The sequence below is a fragment of the Deinococcus sp. genome (assembly GCF_018260405.1).
In the GTDB taxonomy this organism is placed as follows: domain Bacteria; phylum Deinococcota; class Deinococci; order Deinococcales; family Deinococcaceae; genus Deinococcus.
In genome coordinates, this window is record NZ_JAGLBG010000043.1 from 1 (window position 1) to 21411 (window position 21411).

Here is a 21411-nt window from a genome sequence, read left to right on the forward strand (position 1 = left end):
TCCATTTGGACTGGCTTAGTTGACGTTTTTCGTGGCGTCTTACCCAAACTCGACTTCTCGTGCTGAGCAGTTACAAATTGAGTACCTTCTTGTCATAACGTGTCAATGACATGACCACTTTGCTTCTGGCATTCTGAAACAGCCTGAGCATCTGGGCATCGTATTTGTCGTCGAGGGCTAGCGCCATCAGATTAGGTTTATCCCCGCTTCTTGCCCCCCAGGTATGGAACCTGATGGGTTTACCGCCGTCTACTGCGACTGTAATGTCCGGAGTTTCTTCGTTATCAAACTGCTGCCGATTGACCAGACGCTGGCTACTGTTCAGATAAAAAATTGGGGCACCAGCATCACAGGTAAATTCTGCGTAATTCTCATTACTGGTATCGTTGGCCTCATCAATATAAAGACTGCTTTCATTAGCCTTGCTGGACGTGTTTATCTCTTTGCTATAAGAAACCTGCGTTCCCTTGACATAAGTATCGGCCAGTGCTGTGCCTGAGAGCAGCAGGACTACAACCAAGACACCTGCGCGGCCAGAGATCATCTTCATCGCAAATAATCTATCATCTCGGCGCAAGTGGCACGATTCGCACGCCGCCTTCACCGTCTCCGCCAATCAGCGAGGTGCCGTCGGGACTCAGGAATTCGGGCATCCCGTCGGTAATGCGCGACATGGTGCCCAGCACGCGCCCGGTCGTTACCTCGCGCAGTTCCAGCCACTCGCGGCCCTGGGTGTCGGCGGCGGCGTTACGCACCAGCACCCGCGAACCGTCGGTGCTGTAGCCGATGACCCCGGCGGTGCCTTTCAGGTACGCGGGCTGCGGCTGCTCCTTGCCGTCGCGCAGCGAGATCAGGCGGGCGCGGGTCGCCAGAAAGCCTTGACTGTCCGCCGTAAACTGCCCCAGGCCCACCCCGCGCAAGGTCAGTTTAGGCTGACCGCTGGCCGCATCGAAAATGCGGGTCTTGGTCTGCCCCCGGAAAATCGGCGCGAACAAGGTGCCGTCGGGGCTGAAATTGAGGGCCGAAGGTTCGAGTTTAGTCTCGCTCTGAATGGTCGTGAGGCGGGTCGCCGCCTGCGCGTCCCACAGCTGCACATAACCGTTTTTGTTGCCTGCCGCCAGCCGGGAGCCGTCGCCGTTGAGTGCCAGATTGATGGTTCCCCTGAGGCCCGGCGACATCAGTACCATCGCAAGTGGCGGCTCGGCTCCCGGCCTGCTGCCCACGGCGGCATTAACCAGCCCCACACGCGGCGTCTGCGTGGCCGGATCGGGGGTCAGCATCACGGCGAGGCGGCGGCCATCGGCGCTCAGCGCGGGCGGCACGGTCTGCACGACCTCAGGCGGCAGCCAGAACTCGCGGCGCTGCTCTCCTGTGGTGGCGTCGACCACTCGCACATGCGCCGAATATCTTCCACGCAGCACGGCGATTCCGTTGCTGGGCGCGGCTTCTTGCGCCACGCCGACCAGCATCAGCGGATCGGGCGGAATGTGGGTTTCCATCTGGGCCAGGGCCGGAGCAGACAGCAGCAGCCCAGCCACCAGCCCGGCCCGCAACGGAGAGACAAGTTTCATTGCACCTAGCCTAGCGGCTCGCTCCTTACAGAACAATAAAGGCCCCCCAGATCTGGCCCCGCCCTACAGTTACAGTTCCGCCAGGGCCTCAGCAATAGGCTGCTGACCGACCAGCAGATCAAAGGTCTGGTGAACAGTGCGCGGCGTTTCCAGGCAGGCCACGACCACACCGGCCACGTCCTCACGCGAGATCCGGCCTCTGGGCAACTGGGGGGCGACCTGCACCCGCCCTGTTCCCGCCTCGTCGCTTAGGCCACCGGGGCGCACGATGGTCCAGTCGAGCGGGCCGCGCTGCACATGGGTATCGGACGCCAGTTTGGCCTCCAGGGCGGCGATCATAAACGGCGGCATCTGGTGCAGGCGATTCATGCCCATGCTGCTCACCACGATCAGGCGGCGCGGCCCCCTCTGCGCGAGCACGTCAGCCACCCGGATCAGGGCGTCGCGGTCGATCTGGGCGTACTGCGCCGGGTCCAGATGCCCGCCTGCGGCCCACACGGCAGCGTCCACGCCTTCCAGGACACCTTCCCACTCGCCCAGCAGGTCGCCCACAAGCGCTTCGGCGCCCAGTAAGTTCAGGGCCTCGACTTGCTCGGCCCGGCGCACGAGTCCGCGCACCTGATGCCCGGCAGCGAGCGCCTGCGTGACAACGCGGTGTCCGGTTCGTCCGGCGGCTCCAAAAACGGCGACTTTCATGGGCATAACTACCTCCGGTCGGCTTGACTTCAAAACGGCCCCGGTTCAAGCGGGAGTCCGTATGACTGGAAAGCGGCTTCTTTGGCCCGGGCTGACGTTCTTGCGGCGGGTCTAGACTTTGACCAGGAACGCCGACTCGATCACGTCCAGATCACGGATGGCCTGAAGCTGCTCGGCCCCGAGGTTGTCGTCGAGGGTCAGGGTAAAGAGCGCCTGTCCGCCCTTCTCGGCGCGGCCCAGGGCCATCCCGGCGATGTTCACGCCCCAGGTGCCCAGCAGGTTGCTGAGTTTGGCGACGGCCCCCGGCTTGTCCTCGTTGCTGGCAATCAGGATGTACCCCTCGGGTTCCAGTTCCACGCGGTAGTCGCGCAGGCGGGTCAGGCGCGGAGCCTTGCCAAAGACGGTACCGCCCACCGTGCGGGTGCGGTCCTTGGTTGCGGCGTGGCTAACGACCTTCACAATCACTTCGGTCTGGTAGTCGGGGCTGTCGGTCTGCTGGCGAACGGCGAGGTTTAGGCCGCGTTCCTTGGCAAGTGCGCGGGCGTTGATCATGTTGGGTGTCTCGTCGGTGCTGCCCGACAAGTAGCCTACCAGCACGGCAGTCACCACTGGCGCGGGGTCGGCGGGAAATTCACCTCGGAAGGTCACTTCGAGGTCGTGCCCGCCGGGAAGCAGCTGTGCCAGAATGCGCCCCAGTTTCTCGCCCAGGGTCAGGTAACCGCCGAGGGCTTCCATCGTTTTGGCATCGAGCGCGGGGGCGTTGACCGCTCCCTTGCTCACGTCACCTTGCAGGGCGTCGAGCACGCGGCTCACGATTTCGGCCCCCACGCGGGCCTGCGCCTCACGGGTGTTGGCCCCCAGGTGGGCAGTGATGCCCAGGTTGGGTGCGCTCAGGAACAGGTGATCGGCGGTGGGCGGCTCGTCGACGAACACGTCCACACCCGCCGCGAACAGGTGGCCGGACTTGAGGGCCTCCACCAGCGCCGCTTCCTCGATGATGCCGCCCCGCGCCGCATTAACCACAATGGCGTCTTTTTTAAGCAGCGCCAGTTCCTTTTGCCCGATCATGCCGCTGGTTTCTTCGGTCAGCGGTGTGTGTACGGTCACGGCGTCTGCCTGCCCGAGCAGGTCTTCGAGGGTTTCGGCGCGTTCGACGCCCAGGCGCTCGAATTTGCTGGCGGGTACGTGCGGGTCGAACGCGACAACCTTCATCCGCAGGCCCTGCGCCCGGTCAGCCACAATGCTGCCGATGCGCCCCAGCCCCACGATGCCCAGAGTCTTGTCCTTGAGTTCCAGACCCAGGAATTTGCGGTCCCACTCGCCTTTGCGGGTCTTACTGTCGCTGCGGGTCAGGCCACGGGCCGCCGCCATCAGGTGCATAATCGCCAGTTCCGCCGCCGAGACGTTGTTGCTCTCGGGGGCATTGAGCACCAGCAGCCCCCTTAGGCTGGCATATTCGAGGTCGATATTGTCCACGCCGACCCCGCCGCGCCCGATGACCTTGAGGCGTGGCCCCGCCGCGTCGATCAGTTCCCGGTCTACCTTGGTGCGGCTGCGGGTAATCAGCGCGTCATATTCGGGCAGGCGGCGCAGCGTCTCAGCGCGGTCCATGTTGCCCTCGTAATCGATTACAAAGCCCTCGTGGTCGAGGTTTCCGGGTTGCATCTCGTCGCAGATCAGCACGCGCAGCGGCGCGGCAGGGGTCTGCGGGGTATTGGTCGGGGCCGGAGCAGTCATAAGTCACAGGGTACGCTGCCGGAGCAGCGCGGCGGGAATAAGACTAGATAAAAATGCCTCGCTTCCTGATCCGCATTTTTTCCCACTCGCCTCCGCCCGAATTGAATCCAAAACAGCCCAGTTTAGAGTATTTTGCCAAAAGATGGTGCTCTTTTGACCCTCTTTTGGCCGAGTGGAGCGAGTGAAAAAGAAAGAGCAGGACGTAGAATGGCAGGAAGTAGACTGAAGGGGGCGGCGGTGTTTTTCCGACGTGCCCATCATTTCGGAGAACTGCTCTAAGTCGGGAGCCGTCTTAGATACCCCAATCCTGCTTTCTGGCCCGCTGTAGACCGGTGCGACGCACAAAGGCGCTGTGGAAAAGTGACCCGCAGGCCCGGCCCCCCACTGCCCTGGGGTAGACAAATGTTTTAGGCATGCCTAAAATTACAACCATGTCTCTTCCTCCATCTGTCCCCTCCGGCCTGGACGAACGGATGAACGAGCGGGCGGCGGACGTGCTAGGCAGCACTTCGAACAGGCGCGGCCTGGCCCGCATCGTGCCGTTTATCGGCCCAGCGGTGATCGCCTCGATCGCCTACATGGACCCCGGCAACTTTGCCACCAACATCGAGGGCGGGGCGCAGCACGGCTACATGCTGATGTGGGTCATCCTGGCTGCCAACCTCATGGCGATGGTCATTCAGAACCTCAGTGCCAAGCTGGGCATCGCCACCGGGCGCAACCTGCCGCAGGTGATTCGTGAGCACTGGCCCCGGCCCCTGGTCTGGTTTTACTGGGTGCAGGCCGAGGTCGTGGCGATGGCGACCGATCTGGCCGAGTTCATCGGCGCGGCCATTGCCATTCATCTGCTCACGCACCTGCCTCTGTTCTGGGGCGCGGTGGTCACGGCCATCATCTCCTTGTGGGTGCTAGGTTTCCAGCGGCGCGGCTCACGCGTGATCGAACTGGTCATCGGGGCGTTCGTGCTGATTATCGGGCTGGCGTACCTCGTGCAGTTCATCATGGCGCGGCCCGATCTGGCTGCGCTGGGCAGTGGCTTTTTGCCGCGCCTGGACGGACAGAGCAGCCTGTATCTGGCGGTTGGCATCATCGGGGCGACCGTCATGCCGCACGTCATCTATCTGCACTCGGCACTGACGCAAGGACGCATCAATGCCCCGAGTGACGCCCAGAAGCTTAAGCTCTCGCGCCTGAACCGCTTGGACGTGATCGGGGCGATGGGACTGGCGGGTCTGATCAACATGGCGATGATGGCTGTGGCCGCCGCCACGTTTTACGGCAAGAACCTGCCCGACGTTGGAAACCTTGAAACGGCGTACCAGACGCTCACGCCACTGCTGGGGCCTGCGGCGTCGGTGGCCTTCGCCATCGCTTTGCTTGCGAGCGGCCTGAGCAGCACGGTCGTCGGCACAATGGCCGGGCAGATCATCATGCAGGGCTTCGTCGAGTTCAGTATTCCGCTGTGGGTGCGGCGCACGCTGACCATGCTGCCTGCCTTCATCGTGATTTTGCTGGGCCTGGACCCGACCCGAACGCTGGTGCTCTCGCAGGTGGTGCTCAGTTTCGGAATTCCCTTCGCGCTGGTGCCGCTGCTGCTGTTCACGGCCCGGCGCGACCTCATGGGCGTGCTGGTGAGCAAGACCTACACCACGGTCATCGGCTGGCTGATCGCTGCGGTCATCATCGGGCTAAATTTTTACCTGCTTTGGGGCACGTTCAGGGGGCAATAGGTGGTCTGGCCTTACGTTACAGGCTCATCCCCCCCATCCAGCGTCAGTGCTTCACAGGCTCACATCCAGGCTCAGCGCTTCTCGCAGCAGCGCGGCGTACTCGGCTTCCCCGACTTCGTACACCCCCAGCGTGGCGATATGGTCGTTTTGAATCTGCGCGTCCAGCAGGCCGAAGCTGCGCCCGTGCAGGTGCCGGGCCAGTAGGATCAGCGCCGCCTTGCTGGCGTTCGTGACCCGGTGAAACTTGCTCTCGGCAAAGAAAACCCCGCCCAGCACGATGCCCAGTACGCCGCCCGCCAGCTCGCCATCCTTCCAGACCTCGAAGGAGTGCGCCAGCCCGGTGCCGTGCAGGTGGTGGTAAATCTCAGTGAGGTCATCCGAAATCCACTCGCCGTCGCGTTCTGGACTTCCGGGCAGGCGGCCCCGGCAGCCCTCGACTACTTCACCGAAAGCCGTGTCCAGGCGCGGCTCGAAGTGCCTCAGCTCGCGGCGCATCCGGCGGGATACGTGCAGTCCGGCTTCCTCGGTCAGTGGTACCAGGGCGCGGCCCTCGACCCCGTAAAAGCGCACGCCGTCGCCGTTGTCCATCAAAAAGGCTCCCTCAGCATAGAACTGGGCCGCCTCACGCGTGAATGGGTCGGGGTGATTCAGGAAGGCGGTGGCGGTGGGCATACCCGGCCCAGCATAAGCCTCGGCGCTACAGTAAAGCCATGCAGGACTTACTGAACATCATGCGCCGTCTGCGCGGGCCGGGCGGCTGCCCCTGGGATCAGGAACAGACCCACGAGTCGCTGCGCCCCTACCTGCTTGAAGAAGCCGCCGAGGCCACCGACGCGGTGGGCCACCCGGCGGAACTGGCCGACGAACTGGGCGACGTTTTGCTGCAAGTGGCCTTTCACAGCGTGATCGCCGAGCAAGAAGGCACCTTCGACTACGCCCAGGTCGAGAAGAACATCGTAGATAAACTTGTGCGCCGCCACCCACATGTCTTTGGCGGCGCGGGGGTGGCCGGGAGCGAGGAAGTGGTTCGCAACTGGCAGGCGATCAAGGCCGCCGAACGTGAAGGGAAGCCCCGCAGCGCCGCCGACCGGGTGCCCGCTGCGCTGGGCGCACTGGCCCGCGAGACCAAGGCCCAGAAGCTGGCCGGACAGGAAAAGACTGGGCGTGGGGGCATCGGCGCGGCGCTGACTCAGGCTCCCGACACCGAAGCGGGCGTGGCCGAGGTGCTGGGCGCGGTGGTCGCCTGGGCCAGAAGCCTGGGTATAGACGCCGAAGTAGCCCTGAGAACCAGAACTGCTGCGGCGCTGGCCGCCCTGCCGGACGAGACATTGTGAGTCACCCCCCGAACAGTGACCCACTGGATCAGCAACAGGCCGACCCCTGGCAGTTGTGGCAGTCGGGCCGCACCCGCGCGGCACTGCACCTGCCCACCTACCGCCGCGCCGCCGTGCTGGTGGCCCTGACCCGTGAGGCCGACCCACGCGTGCTGCTTACTGTGCGTTCGAGCGACCTGCCGACTCACAAGGGCCAGATCGCCTTTCCGGGCGGCAGCCTTGAAGCGGGCGAAACAGCCGCTCAGGCAGCCCTGCGAGAAGCCGAGGAAGAAGTGGGCCTGCTTCCCGCCGCCGTACAGGTGGTCGGTGAAGTCGACGACGTCTTTACCCCCATCGGCTTTCACGTCACTCCGGTGCTGGCGCGTATCGAGGCGCAGACCCTCCAGACGCTGAGGCTCACGCCGGAAGTGGTGCAGATCATCACGCCGACGCTGGGCGAATTACGCGCCCTGACGGTGCATTTTGAACTGCGTTACCTCCCCGACGGCACTCCGGTTCCGGTTTACCGCTACCCCTGGCAGGGACATGACATCTGGGGCATGACGGCGCGGGTGCTGCACGACCTGCTGACCAGCGGCCCGGCCTGACCAGTGGTCAAACCAAAAAGCCCTGCCATGACGGCGGGGTCTTTTCGGGCAACTGGACGTGTAAAGAGGCTTAGCGGGTGGGGTTGATGGTCAGGCTGGTGTTGTTGCTCAGCGAGACGGTGTTTACGTAAGTGCGGTAGCCGGGGGCGATCATCACGATTTCGTGAGCGCCACGCGGCAGGCTGAGGTTCAGCGCACCGTTTTGCACGCTACCAGCTTCCTGGCCGTCCACGAACACGCGCGCGCCGCTCAGTCGGCTGTTGATGGTAAAGCTGACCTGATTGTAGTTGCTAGTCACGGGGGCTGGGCTGACCGGTGCGGGGACGGTGCCGCTGCGGACGGCGAAGTCCACGTTCAGGTTGGTGGTGGCATTGCCCACTACGCGAATAGTGGTGGTGTAGTCGGCGAAGCCGGGGGCGCGGACGCGCACGGGGTAGCTGCCTGCGACCAGACCCGTGTACGTTGTGTTGGCCGGGCCAAGGGTGCGCCCATTGAGAATCACGGTGCTGCCGCCCACGTTGGTGCCGACGAACAGGTTGCCGGTGGTCACGGGGCTACTAGCGACCACGTTGAAGAAGGCGGTATCGCTGACCCAGCTGTTCTGGGCGACAGGGTTCACGATGATGCTCAGGGCCTGCGCCAGGCCGTCTTGACCCTTGGCGGTCACGGTGGCGAACTGATCCTGGGTGTTCTTGAAGCTCGAAATCTGGTCGAGGTTCAGTTGGGTGGCGCTGGCCAGGGCCAGTACCTTGTTCAGGCCCGGCTGACCGTCTACGTTGAAGGTAAAGCTGCTGCCCGCTGCCGGGAACACGGCGGTGGTATTGGCCTTGACGAAGTTGCTGCCGCCGTCGATGCGGTTGGGCAGAATCTGGTCGACTTCGCCGGTGCTGTCGATATTGAACAGGTAGACGTAGGCGTCGCGGTTGACGGTGGTGCTGATCCGGATGGGCTCACCGGCGCGGTAGTTAGGCACGGTGTTGCCGCTGGTGTCTTTGTCGACGCTAACACTCACGCTCAGATCAGGCTGGGTCGGGTTGACAATAATGCTCTGGGCGCTGATCTTGGGGGCGGCAAAGGCGGTGCTCAGCAGCAGGGCTGCGGGGATAAGTAGGAACTTTTTCATGTGGTGACCTCCGCTTGAAAGCCTAGTACGCCCAACCTGAAGAGCCATGAGCCGTGGCGGGGGCAATATTAATAGTGGTTCAGAACACGGTCAGCAAGGCAACGGGCGCGTCAGCCCCGGCGCTCAGCGAATAATCCGGGCCGGTTCGACATTGGCCGCGCGGCGGGCCGGAATCAGCGCGGCAATCAGGGTAGTGACCAGTCCCACGGCATTCACCCACAGCAGATCAGTCACTTTGACCTCGACCGGCAGCGAGGTGATGAAGTACAGGTCGCCCGGCAGCTGAAAGGGCCGCACCGTGAAGTAGGCGCTGATGGCCAGCCCCAGCAGGTTGCCCAGCAGCAGCCCGGCCAGTCCCAGGATCATGCCCTCGATCACGAACACGCGGGTAATCAGGGAACGGGTCGCGCCGATGGCCCGCAGGATGGCGATTTCCTGGGTCTTCTCGAACACGGCCAGTGTCAGCACGTTGGCAATGCCAAAGGCCGCCACGATCACGATCAGAAAGACCACGAACGCGATCACCTTTTTTTGTAGCGCCAGCTGTTGCAGCAGCGTGCCGTACAGATCCTGCCAGGGCAGCGCCGAATAGGGCAGGGCCTCGGTCAGCGCCCGTCCCACCGCCGGGGCGTCGCCGGGGTTGTTCAGTCGCAACTGATACCCAGTGATCTTCGCCGTGCCCTGAAGGGTCTGCAAAGTGTGCAGATTGGTAAAGGCGTACCCGCTGTCGATCAGGTAATTGCCCGTAGTAAACAGCCCTGCGACCTTGAGGCCCGTGCGTTTCATGCCACTGTTGAGCAGTCGCACGTCGTCTCCGGTAAAGGCCCCCACACTGCGGGCCAGGGCCGACCCCAGCATCACTTCGCCGTCTTTCAGGCCCGCCAGCACGCCGCTTTCTTCCGGCGGGAGTTGCAGCACCTGCGCCGCCTTTGCGCTCAGGCCAAACAGCGTGGCGAAGTCGACCCCCGCGCCCCGGCCCTGCTGCGCCGGGCGGGTCAGCAGGCCCTTGTCGGCCACAAAAGGCGTGTAGGCCATGATGCGGCGGTCTTGTCTCATCGCCTGCTCTAGCTGAAGATTGGGCGGTGCCGGGGCAAACGACGTCACGCTGAGGTGAGGAGTGGCCCGCAGCGTGGCGTCGATCAGCGAGCGGGTAAACCCGTTGGTGAGGCTCAGAGCGCTGATCAGAACCATGACGCCCACCGCGATCCCCAGAATAGTCAGGATGTTTTGCGTGCGGCGGCGGGTCAGGTGCGCCCGCGCCAGCATCCAGGCAAAGTGTTTATCGGGGGGGCTATCGGTGGGTCTATCGGTCACGGCATGGTTGGTGGGCGCAGCAGGCGTCATCAAGGCTCCGAGCTTAGCAGAGGGCCGCCCGAAGGCCGCCAGAATAAGCCAGGGCACAGGCCCGCACAAAGGCCGTGAACAGGACTCTTCCCCCGTTCACGGCCCCCGCTGCAAAAGCCCAGTTTAGCGAACAGCCGTTACGCGCACAGTGCGGCCACCGAATGAGATCGCCTGGCTGTAGCTGGGCATCCACACATCGATGCTGCCAACCTTGCGGGCTGCCATAGTGTCCTCAACGACAAACACCCGGTTGCCGAAATTATAGTTGCCGCTCAGGTCCTGAAGTTGCACGCGGCTGCCGTAAGGAAATACGCGCAGCAGGTCGCGGCTCAGGGCCACCACGCCGGGGCGGGTGCGGGTGCCGGTGGCCGTGATGCTGGGGCTGCCATCGGTCTGCCCGCCGAAGCTGTTGTAGGCCGTAGCGTGGGCAATGACGCTGCGGGCGCGGCTGCTCTGGGCCAGGGTGTCCTGCATAAGCTGCTGAGCGGCGCCCTGCTGTGGGGTCGGGGCCACATTGAGGGCAGTCTGAACTGCGCTGCTGATCATGTTGGAGGCAGGCAGGGCAGGCAGAGCGCTGGCAAAGCTGCCACTGGCAAAAGCGGTGCTGGCGATCACGATACCCTGAATAAGCGACTTGATATTTTTAAGCATAAAACTCCTCAGGCGTGGGTCTGAGACCACACCACAGCTTCAGTTAATTGGCAAAATCAATGGCAGTAGCCGTGCGCCCCCGGCAGGGGCTTCCAACGGTGGGCTACCGCTCTTCGTAACTGTTAGAAGGTTAAAGACATCCCCTAAGCGAATTCTGAGAAAAGGGAATTTGATTTCTCATCTTAGTGAGCAAATTATTTAGGTCTTGAGGGCTTTGCCTATGAATCTCAGCGATATATCGCCAAAAATTTTATGAGATTTTTCCTCATAAGGAAGTTGGCTTCTCAGAAAAGAAAATTCACAGAGCCGTTTTCACGTTCATTTTCAGCCGTTTGCTTCGGCTTATGGCCCATTGTCGGAACCAAAAGTAAGCTGTTCCTGAAAAGGTAACAAAGTTTGAGTGGGCACCGTCTCTATTCAGGAGAGCTTCAAATTTCTATTCACATTTTTCACATAATCACATTTTGAGCTGACTGCTGTTACAGAGTGTGCTTAGTCGCGCCGCACCTGCAACAGCACCAGCTGTGCCTCTGCCAGGGGCTGCCAGCAGCTTGGCGAGTCCCCTCCTCTCCTACAAGGGGTGAGGGGGCCGCAAGGCAACTTTTTTTTGTTGGATAGTTTAACTGTCCTCTGCTTTAACTCTCCTCAGGGATTGGGCAGTTGTTGGGGCGCAGCGGCCCAGTTGGAAATGACACTTGCGGCAATCTTCTTGTAAATCGGAGCCGCCAGCATAGAGCCGTGGTAGTTGGTGGTCGCGCCGTGTACCGTCACTGCAATGGTCACGCGCGGGGCATCGGCGGGAAAGAATCCGGCGAATACACTGTCGAACAGTCTGTCGGAATATTTGCCGTTCACCGCGACCTGCGACGTGCCTGTTTTTCCGGCCAGCGCATAGCCCTTGAGTCCGGCGGCGCTCGAGATGCCTTCGGCGATCACCGCCTGGAGCAGCCCCCGGATGGTGCGGGCCGACTCTGGCCGAATGACTTCGCGCCGCTCGGACGCCGGGGTTCCCTCGACCAGACGCGGCGAAATGTACAGGCCATCGTTAGCCAGCGTGTTGTAGGCGGCAGCCAGTTGCAGCGTGGTGCTGCTCATCCCCTGCCCGAAGGCGCTGGTGACCCGCACCAGATCGGTCCATTCGCTGGGTCTTTGCAGGCGGCCCGTGGCCGTGGCGACCACCGGGATCTGCACGTCTTGCCCGAAACCGTAGTTGCTGAGGTAGGCGCGTTCCTTGTCCGCCGTGAGGTTCTCGACCAAATGGCTCATGCCCACGTTGCTGCTGTAGCGCAGAATTTCTTTGGTGGTCAGGGTAGCGGGGTGGGCAACCGCGTCATGGATGGTGCTGCCCCAGCGCCCGCCCACATAACGCTCCATCGGGGTCGAGTAGGTGGTTGTCGGGGTGGTCAGGCCCTCGTTGAGCGCGGCGGCCACGATCAGGCCCTTGATGGTCGAACCCGGCTCGTAGGTATCCAGGAATGGGCGGTTGCGGCGAGTCTCGGCGCTGTAGTTGCGCCAGTTGTTGGGATCGAAGGGCGGGTAACTCGCGGCGGCCAGCACCCGGCCCGTCAAGGTTTCGATGATGACCACTGAGCCGTATTCGCCGTGGTGCTCCTTGACGCCCTGCGCCAACGCTGCTTCAGCCGCCGCCTGGGTTTTGGGGTCAATCGTGAGTTTCAGGTTTTCCCCTGCCTGGAGGGAACGGTTGTAGGCCGCCTCCAGCCCTTCCAGGCCGTCCGTTTCGCCCATCATGCCGACCACTTGTCCGGCCAGTACGCCCTGCGGATAGACCCGCTGGCCGCCGACGCTGCGGGCCAGCACCGACCCGTCGGAGGCCAGGATGCTCCCGCGCGACTGAAGTACGTTACGTTTGACGGTGTGGGGCACCCCCCATTCAAGCTGGGCATAGGCCCAAACCAGTGAGAGAAACATAGCCAGCGCCAGCACCTGCATAACGCGGGAACGGTTGCGGATTTTTACTTCCATTGCGTCTTCACCTCGATGGTGTTGTTATTGGTGGTTGGTAAATTCAGCGGGGCGCCCTGTCCCAGATCACGGGCCGCTTTGGGACTCTCGGCAAAATGGATCATGCCGTTGGCTGCCGCCCACTCCTGGATTCTCTGGGGGGTAACGGCGACCTGTACGGCAATTTCGAGGTTGTCGCGCTGGGTTAGCAAGGTGGCTTCCTGCTTTTGCAGATCAAGCAGATTGGGACGGACATGCTGCGTCTTGTACCGCACGGCGATCAGGGTTATCGCCAGCAGCAGATAGATAGACAGGTAACGCAGGGTTCGCCACTGCCATGTGGCCGGGGCTGTGTCGAAGTTCAGGGGCAGGCGGGTCGTCATGACTTTTCCTCTGCGCCCTCTTTCTCGGCAGTGCGCAGCTTGGCACTCCGGGCGCGTGGGTTGCTGCCTTGCTCGGCCTCGGAGGCAATCACGGGCCGCTTGGTCAGGGCGCTCAGGGTTTCACTGCCCAGCAAAAAGCGCTTGACGATGCGGTCTTCCAGCGAGTGAAAGCTGATCACGGCCAGCCGCCCGCCCGGTTTCAGGATCGTTTCGGCAGCGCTTAGGCCGTCGCGCAGAGCGCCCAGTTCGTCGTTGACATAAATTCTCAGGGCCTGAAAAGTGCGCCGCGCTGGGTGAATCCCCTTGGAAAACCCCGGATAGGCCCGCTTGACGATGTCGGCAAGTTGCACGGTGGTCTCGATTGGGGCCTGTTCCCGCGCCTGCACGATGGCCCGCGCGATACGGCGCGAGAGGCGGTCTTCGCCGTACTCGTAAATGATCGAGGCGAGGTCCTCGGGGGCGTACCCGTTGACCACGTCGGCGGCACTCTCGCCACTCTGGGACATACGCATATCGAGCGGGGCCTCGGTGTGATACGAAAAGCCCCGTTCGCCGTCATCAAGCTGAAAACTGCTGACCCCGATATCGAGCAAGACGCCGTCTACAGCATTCACACCCTGCGCGGCCAGCAATTCGGCCATGTCGCGGTAGTTGCCCTGGAGCACGCTCAGGCCCTCAAGTCCCTCCTGCTGGCGTGCGCGTTCAAGGGCAAAGGGGTCTTGGTCAATGCCGTAGACCCTGGCTCCGGCCTCAAGCAGCAGCCGGGTATGGCCCGCGCCGCCCAGAGTACCGTCTACAAAGACTTTACCGGGAGTAGGTTGCAAGGCGTCCACGACTTCGGCAGCCAGGACGGGCAGGTGGGTTAGGGTTGGAATAGCAGTCATGTCTCTACTTCTTTTTTTGGTGGTTACGCCACGAAATTGGCGAGCAGTTCAGGTTTGGGGGGGTCGTTCTGCACGGCCCTGATCACGGCTTCCCAGCGAACCGGACTCCAGAGTTCAAGTCGGCCCGGTGCACCTGCCACGATCACGTCGCCCTGCAACTGGGCAAAATCCCGCAGGGTCTGAGGCACCGAAACGCGGCTCTGATTGTCCAGGCGCGTTTTGCTGGCTCCCGAGTAGAAGAAGCGCACGAACGAGCGCGACTCGGCGTCGGTAAGGGGCAACCCTTCGAGTTGTTCCTCGACCCGTTTCCAGCTCGCCAGAGGAAAAACGTACAGGCACCCCTCCATGCCCCTGGTCAGGATCATGCCGTCTTCCACAAATTCACGAAAAGGCGGTGGCATCACGACGCGGCCTTTATCGTCAATCGTGTAGGGGTACTCTCCAAAGGGCATAGCCACTCCTCTTTCCCACGCCGTCCCACTTTGGGCAGGGCGACACAGGGATCAAAACAGCCCGAAAAAGCCCACGAGCAGAATCTTCAGGCTGCCTTCAGAGTGTAACAAGCCTTACCACGATTTACCACCATTTCCCACTTTTTCCCCAAAAAGTGTTCCGGAGGCCCTGGGCTTTTCCACCCGGAGGCCAAAGCGTGAAACAAACCGGGCACAGCTCTGGCCGAACATGACGGCGGCCTATGCCGCTATACCGCCAAACCCGTAATTTTCTCGCCTCTGCCCGGATTGAATCCAAAATGGCCCGGTTCAAGCGGCGGGCCGTGCAAAGACATTTGCGCCTGGGGTCTCGCGTCAGGGGCCGGGAGGCACTATGATAAGCGGCGGCATGTCGCGCAGCCGGGCAAGTTGAGGCTCACGGCAAGAGCACACGCAATACACGATACGGCCACGCTTCAGCACCCACGAAGCGGGCAGGATGGGAGAGTCATGGCAGAGTTAGTCAGCAAAGAAGGCAACAAGGTCGAGTTCAAGGTTTCGGTGCCCGCCGCCGAAGTCAACCGCACGTACGAGCAGGTCTGGGCCGGTCTGGCCCGCGACGTGCGCGTTCCCGGCTTCCGCCCCGGCAAAGCGCCCCGCAAGGTTCTCGAAAGCCGCGTGGGCCAGGGGTACGTCGAGAGCCAGGTTATGGACCGTCTGCTCCAGACGTACTACCCCCAGGGAGCACGTGAGCTGAAGCTGAACCTCGTCGACGCCCAGATTGATCCCAAGGAACTTGTCAGTGGTCAAAGCTTCGAATTCATCGTTAAGGGCGAAACCTACCCCGAAGTCAAGCTCGGTGACTGGAGGCAGATCAAACTGACCGCCCTCAGCCCCGAGATCACCGACGAGGTGATGAACCGTACCCTCAGCGATTTGCAGGAGCGCAACGCTGTCTTTGAGACTGCCGAGCGTGCCATCGAAGACGGCGACCAGGTGACCATCGAGGAGCAGGGCGCAGACGGCGGCACTTACCCTATCTACATGGATAAGGCCGAGGAACACGTCAAGTCGGCGCTGCTGGGCAAAAGCAAGGGCGACACCGTCGAAATCAGCGTTCCGGCCCACCAGCACGGCGACCATGAGCATCCGGCGCATACCGTGACCGTAACGGTGCAGGACGTAAAGACCAAGAAGTTGCAGGAACTGAACGAAGAGTTCGCCAAGAGCCTGAACTTCGAGTCGATGGAGCGCCTGCGCACCGACCTGAAGGCCGAGCTGGAAACCCGCGCCCGTCAGGAAGGCGAAAATGCCCGCCGCGACGAACTGGTGACCCACCTCGTCGAAGGGATGACCGTGGATATTCCCCGCGCCCTCATCAACAACCGCCGTGACGACATGCTGGAAGAGATCAAGGCCGATCTGCGCCGTCAGGGCGTGCAGTGGGCCGAGTACATGCAGTTCATGCAGGAGCAGAACAAGCTGGGCGAGTTCATGGACAACCTGACTAAGAACGCCGAAATCCGCGTGCGCCGCGACCTGGCGCTGGAAGAGCTGGCCGAGGAACTGGGCGTGCAAGTCAGCAATACGGAATTCAACCAGACCATCAGCGCTGTTGCCCAGATGAGCGGTATCGGCGCTCAGCAACTGGCCGATCAGCTTGGGCCCAACGGCCTGAACGCGTATTACATCAACCTGCTGCGCGAGAAGGGTCTGACCCAGGCTATTGCCCAGCTGTCGGGTGAAGTCAAGCAGGACGAGCCGAAAGCCGAGGCTCCCAAAGCCGACGAGTCCGAAGCCAACGAGTCCGAAGTCAAGGTCGAGGCTGAAGAAGCCAAAACCGAAGAGTAATACCGACTGCGCTCAATTCTGCCCGCAGTCGGGAAGCGGTCAGGCCCCATACGGGTGCCGTTCTGACCAAGACAGCGGGCAGGCCCCATCCTGGGTGCCGCCCGGAATCCAAATTGCCCGGTTCAATCGGTAATTTGTATAAACTCTACTCTCTACTCAAGTGAACAAGGCGTGTCCTGCGGGGTGCGCCTTTTTTCTTTTCCTTCCCTGTACCCGGTTCAGACATTAATTGAACGGCTGTTCAAACAATACCTTCAGGTGCTACGGTCACGCCATGACTGCTGCCCCACCCAGCACTGCTCCGGCTCTCGGGATTCTTGCCGTGGGGGCTTACGCGCCCGAACAGGTGGTGCCTAATGCCCACTACGCGCAGTATCTCGACACCACCGACGACTGGATCGTGAGCCGCAGCGGAATCCGGGAGCGGCGGCACGCCTCGGCGGGGCAGACCAGCAGCACCCTGGGGGTAGAAGCGGTGCGCGACCTGCTAAAGCACGCGCCAGAAGCGCTGGACGGGGTGAATGTGGTCATCTGCGCGACCAGCAGCCCCGACGCCATGTTTCCCAGTACGGCGGCCCTGATCGCGGGCGAGGTCGGGCTACGCGGCGCTCCGGCCTTCGATGTCAGTGTGGCGTGTAGCGGCTTTTTGTACGCCCTGAGCGTGGGCTACAGCATGATCCGCGCGGGGCTGGCAAAGCGGGCGCTGGTGGTAGGTACAGAGGTCATGAGCGGCGTTGTAGATCAGAACGACCGCAACACCGCCATCTTGTTTGGCGACGGCGCGGGCTGCGTGGTGCTGGGCGAGGTGCCGCAGGGCTACGGGTTTCAGTCGTTCGTGCTGGGGGCCGACAGCGCGGGCGGGCCACACCTGTACCTGCGCGGCGCTGCCCTGCAACTGCCCGAGGGCACCGAGATGGGGCCGCACCTGACCCAGAACGGGCGCGAGGTTTTCAAGTTTGCCGTGCGTAAACTGGGCGACAGTGCCGAGCAGGCCATGCAGGAAGCGGGCCTGAGCACCGCCGATATCGACTGGCTCGTGCCCCATCAGGCCAACATCCGCATTATCGAGGCGGCCTGCGAGCGCTTTGGTTTGCCACTTTCGCAGGCGGTGGTCAACCTTGACCGCTACGGTAACACCAGCGCCGCCAGTATTCCGCTGGCGCTAAACGGGGCGGTCCGCAGTGGGCAGATCAGGAAGGGCGATCAGCTGGTGCTCGCAGGCTTTGGCGGCGGCCTGAGCTGGGGGGCGGCGGCGCTCAAATGGTGGTCTCCCACCTTAGAGTAGTTCGTGTAAAAAGGCCGCGCTGTTTGTGGCTTTTGATGCCGGGGGGCAGGCAGGCCCCTGGCCAGGGTGGGCTGCACCGCACTGGGACTGGAGAATCATGACTTTGCTGGGCCAGCCTCTGCACGGTTTTTGCTGGGCCTAAGCTGTTTCGCGGTGATGGCCCGCCCCAGCTGGCGCACCACGGTGGCGACCGGTCTGGTCTGTAACGTCGTGACCTTTTGCGCGGTTACCGGGATTTGAACTCGGTTCAAGTTCTCAGGGTAAGCGGCGGCAGGGTGCTAGCGTAAGCTCAATGAAGAGCATCGGCATCACTGCCATCGGCATGTACGCGCCCGAGCGGGTCGTCAGGAACCAGGAATTCGAGTCGCGCATGGGCTTGGAGGACGGCTGGATCGAGTCGCGCAGCGGCATCCGTGAGCGGCGGTTTTCGGCAGAGGGCGAATTCACTAGCACTATCGGCGTCAAGGCTGTGCAGGACATGCTTTCGCGTGACCCCGGCGCCCTGAGGGACGTAGACCTGGTGATCTACGCGACCTGCACGCCCGACGCCATGTTCCCCAGTACAGCGGCGCTGGTGGCTGGGCAGATCGGCCTGAGCGGGGTGGGGGCCTACGACCTTTCGACGGCGTGCAGCGGGTTCGTGTACGGCCTGAGTATGGCCCGTGGCCTGATTCTGGGCGGCGGCGCACGCAAGGTATTGGTGCTGGGCGGCGAAACACTGAGTAAGGCGCTCGACCAGAACGACCGCGATACGGCCATCTTGTTCGGCGACGGCTGCGGCTGCGCGGTGGTGGGCGAGGTGCCCGTGGGCTACGGCTTCCAGGATTTTGTGCTGGGCGCAGACAGCGCAGGCGGCCCGGCCCTTTATATTTCCAATCTGGCAAACACCTTTCCCGACGGCCAGATTATGCGGGATGCGCCCACCATGAACGGGCGCGAGGTGTTCAAGTTCGCCGTGCGCGTGCTGGGCGACAGCGGGACACAGGTGCTCGAAAAGTCGGGCCTGAAAAATAGCGACGTGGATTGGCTTATTCCGCATCAGGCCAACATCCGCATCATCGAGGCCGCCAACCAACGTTTCGGAATTCCGATGGAAAAGACTGTCATCAACCTTGACCGCTACGGCAACACCAGTGCCGGAACGGTACCGATTGCGCTGTATGAAGCCGTGAACGACGGGCGCGTCAAAGACGGCCACGAACTGTTGATGGTGGTTTTCGGCGGTGGCCTGAGCTGGGCGGCCTGCACCATGAAGTGGTGGGCGGGTACGCCCTCGCTGCACGCGGCCAGTGGAACAGACTTAAGCGGAACCGAGGTCAGCGCATGAGTGGGCCTAGAATCGCGGCTCTATTTCCTGGTCAGGGGTCGCAGGCCGTGGGCATGGGCACCGACCTCACGCGCGAATTTGCCCACGCCGAGGAGGTGTACGCGGCCAAAGAGTCCGCCCTGCCGGGCCTGCGCCAGCTGGTCGAGCATGGCCCGCTGGAAGCCCTGACCTTGACCGCCAACCAGCAGCCCGCACTGGTGGCCGCCAGTACCGCCGCTTACCGCGCGTGGCAGCACCACACCGGCCTGATACCGATGGTCGCGGCGGGGCACTCGCTGGGCGAATACTCGGCGCTGGTCGCGGCGGGCGTGCTGACCCTGCAAGACGCTCTGCGCCTGACCCGCAAGCGCGGCGAACTGATGCAGCGGGCCGTGCCTGAAGGTGTCGGGGCCATGAGCGCCGTCATGGGCAACCCCGCCGTGGTGCTGGAAGTGTGCGAGCAGACCCCCGGAGTGGTGCAACCTGCCAACTTCAATGCCCCGGCCCAAACGGTCATTTCCGGCGAAAGGGCAGCAGTTGAGGCCGCCAGCGCCGCGCTTAAGGCACGCGGACTCAAGGCCATTGCGCTGAAGGTCAGTGCGCCCTTTCATTGCTCGCTGATGCAGCCTGCTGCCGAGGGGCTGTCGGGCGACCTGCGGGCAGCGAACTACGGCCCCTACCTCTTCCCGGTGGTCGCTAACGTTACCGCCGAACTGAGCGACGACCCTGGCCACACTGCCGACCTGTTGGAGCGCCAGATCACCGGCAGCGTGCGCTGGGTCGAAACCGTGCAGACGCTGGCCGGGCTGGGCGTGGACACCTTCATCGAGTTCGGGCCGGGAACAGTGCTGACCGGGCTGGTTAAGCGAATTTTGCCCGAGGCCAGGACTTTCAACGTGGGCACGGCGGAGCAGGTTAAAACCTTTAGCCTCTGAACCCGGTCGGACCTACTGAATCACGCCTGCTTACTAATGCTGCTCAAGTAGACTGAACCCATGAAAAAGTTCACGGTTCTTGCGCTCACCCTAGTGCTGGTCGGTGGTGGAGTGATGCCGGGAGCAGCGGCCCTGGCAGCGGCAGGCCAGGCCAGTACCGCCAGTGCCGAGCGTCCCAGTGCCGAGCGTTCCAGTGCCCAGAGTTCCAGCGTTCAGGAGCAGTGGGTCGGGAAACTGCGTGACGTGAACGGTCAGCCAGGCCCGGTACGGCTGAATCTGGTTATCAGCGGCGCAAATGTTACGGGCACGGCGCATGTTCCCGCGCAGCTGCTGGTTGCTGAAACCGACCTGAAAGTCACCGGGGAACTCAGCGGCGGCGCGGCCCAGCTCTGGCTCCGGCGTGCCAACGGTGCACTAGGCTATTTGGCTGAGTGCCGCCCGGTGTCTGGAGACTTGAGTGGTAGCTCTGCCGGTGGGCAGTGGCGCTGCGTGTTGCAGTCCTCGGCCAGCGCAACGAACCCGGCAGCGGGCACGGCCATGGGTACGGGCCGCGTCGTCAGTGTGCTGCTTAGCCGGAACTAAATGTTTGACCCAGTCCAGTTTTGAAAGGCTGGCCAGGAGGATCGCCTACAATGCCCACATGAGTGAAGTTCAGAAAGTGGCGCTGGTAACGGGTTCCAGCCGTGGGCTGGGCCGGGCGATGGCCCTCCGGCTGGCGCAGGACGGCTTCGCGGTAGCCGTGCATTATGGGCGCGCTCAGGCCGAGGCCGAGCAGGTCGCCGCTGAGATCGCCGCGTCGGGCGGGCAGGCGCACGTCTTCGGGGCTGATCTGTCGGTTCCGGCCAACGCTACGCAACTGGTCGAGGACGTGATCGCCGGACTGGGCCGCCTGGACGTGCTGGTGAACAACGCCGGAATTACCCGCGACGGCCTCGCCGTCCGCATGAAGGACGAGGACTGGGACGCCGTGCTGCAAACCAACCTGTCGAGCGCCTTTAGCGCCTGCCGGGCCGCCATCAAACACATGATGAAACACCGCGCGGGGCGAATCATCAACGTCAGCAGTGTGGTCGCGCTGACCGGCAATCCGGGGCAGGCCAACTACGTCGCCAGCAAGGCGGGCCTGATTGGGTTGACTAAGGCCCTCGCCAAGGAATACGGCGGGCGCGGCATCACCGTCAATGCGATTGCGCCGGGCTTTATCGAATCCGACATGACCGCAAAACTGTCTGGCGAAACCAGAAAGCAGTATCAGGGTAACATTCCGCTGGGCCGCTTCGGTCAGCCAGAAGAAGTCGCGGCGCTGGTGGCCTTCCTTGCCTCAGATGAAGCTGGGTACGTGACCGGGCAGACCATCGGTGTGGACGGCGGAATGAATCCTAACTAGAGCAGTTCTGCGAATGATGGGCACGTCGGAAAAACACCGCCCGCCCCCTTCATTTTACGTCGTGCTCTTTCTTTTTTACTCTTTCCACTCGGCAAAAAGATGGTCAAAAGAGCACCACCCTTTTGCAAAATGCTCTAAGAGGCTGTCTGAGGCCCATATCGTCGGAGTATCCATGCTGCCCTCTTCATCAGGCGCACAATCGCTGGAGCAGAAT

At 62.5% G+C, this 21411-nt stretch carries 22 protein-coding genes; 9 read left to right on the top strand and 13 right to left on the bottom strand.

From position 1 onward, the window contains the following. Positions 1 to 70: 70 nt before the first annotated feature. The 4 genes from QZ269_RS07190 to serA all read right to left on the bottom strand — a co-directional run bounded on the left by QZ269_RS07190 (position 71) and on the right by serA (position 4004). On the bottom strand, positions 71 to 550 hold the full coding sequence (locus QZ269_RS07190) for a hypothetical protein (protein ID WP_291425804.1): 480 nt from the start codon (positions 548 to 550) through the stop codon (positions 71 to 73). A gap of 13 nt (positions 551 to 563) precedes the next feature. Then, positions 564 to 1571 carry a hypothetical protein gene (locus QZ269_RS07195; protein ID WP_291425806.1) on the bottom strand — a complete coding sequence of 336 codons (1008 nt, stop codon included), beginning with the start codon at positions 1569 to 1571 and terminating at the stop codon, positions 564 to 566. Positions 1572 to 1640: 69 nt separating this feature from the next. After that, on the bottom strand, positions 1641 to 2267 hold the full coding sequence (locus QZ269_RS07200; protein WP_291425807.1) for an SDR family oxidoreductase: 627 nt from the start codon (positions 2265 to 2267) through the stop codon (positions 1641 to 1643). A 111-nt stretch (positions 2268 to 2378) separates the two neighbouring features. Then, entirely contained in the window at positions 2379 to 4004 is a 1626-nt protein-coding gene (serA, locus tag QZ269_RS07205; protein ID WP_291425809.1) for a phosphoglycerate dehydrogenase, read from the bottom strand. Positions 4005 to 4477: 473 nt separating this feature from the next. Between serA and QZ269_RS07210 the strand changes: the two genes are divergently transcribed. After that, entirely contained in the window at positions 4478 to 5734 is a 1257-nt protein-coding gene (locus QZ269_RS07210) for an Nramp family divalent metal transporter (RefSeq protein ID WP_291425838.1), read from the top strand. Positions 5735 to 5785: 51 nt separating this feature from the next. Here QZ269_RS07210 and aat read toward each other — a convergent pair whose 3' ends face one another. After that, positions 5786 to 6406 carry a leucyl/phenylalanyl-tRNA--protein transferase gene (aat, locus tag QZ269_RS07215; RefSeq protein WP_291425811.1) on the bottom strand — a complete coding sequence of 207 codons (621 nt, stop codon included), beginning with the start codon at positions 6404 to 6406 and terminating at the stop codon, positions 5786 to 5788. 38 nt (positions 6407 to 6444) lie between these two features. Here aat and QZ269_RS07220 point away from each other — a divergent pair, with 38 nt between their 5' ends. Together QZ269_RS07220 and QZ269_RS07225 are read left to right on the top strand one after the other, a co-directional pair. Next, positions 6445 to 7068, top strand: coding sequence for a MazG family protein (locus QZ269_RS07220; protein WP_291425813.1), 624 nt, complete (start codon positions 6445 to 6447; stop codon positions 7066 to 7068). Further along, complete coding sequence (locus tag QZ269_RS07225) at positions 7065 to 7655, top strand: CoA pyrophosphatase (protein WP_291425815.1); 591 nt, start codon at positions 7065 to 7067, stop codon at positions 7653 to 7655. The genes QZ269_RS07220 and QZ269_RS07225 overlap by 4 nt, the downstream gene beginning before the upstream one ends. A 70-nt stretch (positions 7656 to 7725) precedes the next feature. On the opposite strand, the gene QZ269_RS07230 is transcribed toward QZ269_RS07225, so the two are convergent. The 7 genes from QZ269_RS07230 to mraZ form a co-directional block, all read right to left on the bottom strand. After that, entirely contained in the window at positions 7726 to 8778 is a 1053-nt protein-coding gene (locus QZ269_RS07230) for a DUF4384 domain-containing protein (protein ID WP_291425816.1), read from the bottom strand. Between the two features lie 123 nt (positions 8779 to 8901). Continuing rightward, positions 8902 to 10044, bottom strand: coding sequence for an ABC transporter permease (locus QZ269_RS07235; protein WP_291425840.1), 1143 nt, complete (start codon positions 10042 to 10044; stop codon positions 8902 to 8904). Between the two features lie 201 nt (positions 10045 to 10245). Then, entirely contained in the window at positions 10246 to 10773 is a 528-nt protein-coding gene (locus QZ269_RS07240; protein ID WP_291425817.1) for a hypothetical protein, read from the bottom strand. A 645-nt stretch (positions 10774 to 11418) separates the two neighbouring features. Further along, entirely contained in the window at positions 11419 to 12756 is a 1338-nt protein-coding gene (locus tag QZ269_RS07245) for a penicillin-binding protein 2 (RefSeq protein ID WP_291425819.1), read from the bottom strand. After that, on the bottom strand, positions 12747 to 13118 hold the full coding sequence (locus QZ269_RS07250; RefSeq protein WP_291425820.1) for a hypothetical protein: 372 nt from the start codon (positions 13116 to 13118) through the stop codon (positions 12747 to 12749). Before QZ269_RS07250 ends, QZ269_RS07245 begins: the two co-directional genes overlap by 10 nt. Beyond that, positions 13115 to 14002, bottom strand: a complete 888-nt coding sequence (gene rsmH, locus QZ269_RS07255; protein WP_291425822.1) for a 16S rRNA (cytosine(1402)-N(4))-methyltransferase RsmH — start codon at positions 14000 to 14002, stop codon at positions 13115 to 13117. Before rsmH ends, QZ269_RS07250 begins: the two co-directional genes overlap by 4 nt. A 23-nt stretch (positions 14003 to 14025) precedes the next feature. Further along, positions 14026 to 14454, bottom strand: coding sequence for a division/cell wall cluster transcriptional repressor MraZ (gene mraZ, locus QZ269_RS07260; RefSeq protein ID WP_291425824.1), 429 nt, complete (start codon positions 14452 to 14454; stop codon positions 14026 to 14028). Between the two features lie 489 nt (positions 14455 to 14943). Between mraZ and tig the strand changes: the two genes are divergently transcribed. Next, positions 14944 to 16284, top strand: coding sequence for a trigger factor (tig, locus tag QZ269_RS07265; RefSeq protein ID WP_291425825.1), 1341 nt, complete (start codon positions 14944 to 14946; stop codon positions 16282 to 16284). Positions 16285 to 16558: 274 nt separating this feature from the next. After that, entirely contained in the window at positions 16559 to 17569 is a 1011-nt protein-coding gene (locus tag QZ269_RS07270) for a beta-ketoacyl-ACP synthase III (protein ID WP_291425827.1), read from the top strand. Positions 17570 to 17664: 95 nt separating this feature from the next. Here QZ269_RS07270 and QZ269_RS07275 read toward each other — a convergent pair whose 3' ends face one another. Beyond that, a complete protein-coding gene (locus QZ269_RS07275; protein ID WP_291425829.1) occupies positions 17665 to 17820 on the bottom strand; it encodes a hypothetical protein in 156 nt (51 codons plus the stop codon). A 41-nt stretch (positions 17821 to 17861) separates the two neighbouring features. On the opposite strand from QZ269_RS07275, the gene QZ269_RS07280 reads away from it, so the two are divergent. The 4 genes from QZ269_RS07280 to fabG are packed head-to-tail and all read left to right on the top strand — an operon-like array spanning position 17862 to position 21197. Further along, on the top strand, positions 17862 to 18896 hold the full coding sequence (locus tag QZ269_RS07280; RefSeq protein WP_291425831.1) for a ketoacyl-ACP synthase III: 1035 nt from the start codon (positions 17862 to 17864) through the stop codon (positions 18894 to 18896). Beyond that, positions 18893 to 19810, top strand: coding sequence for an ACP S-malonyltransferase (gene fabD / locus QZ269_RS07285; RefSeq protein ID WP_291425833.1), 918 nt, complete (start codon positions 18893 to 18895; stop codon positions 19808 to 19810). Before QZ269_RS07280 ends, fabD begins: the two co-directional genes overlap by 4 nt. A 60-nt stretch (positions 19811 to 19870) precedes the next feature. Continuing rightward, complete coding sequence (locus QZ269_RS07290; protein ID WP_291425834.1) at positions 19871 to 20392, top strand: hypothetical protein; 522 nt, start codon at positions 19871 to 19873, stop codon at positions 20390 to 20392. Between the two features lie 58 nt (positions 20393 to 20450). Beyond that, positions 20451 to 21197 carry a 3-oxoacyl-[acyl-carrier-protein] reductase gene (fabG, locus tag QZ269_RS07295; protein ID WP_291425836.1) on the top strand — a complete coding sequence of 249 codons (747 nt, stop codon included), beginning with the start codon at positions 20451 to 20453 and terminating at the stop codon, positions 21195 to 21197. The last annotated feature ends 214 nt before the right edge of the window (positions 21198 to 21411 follow it).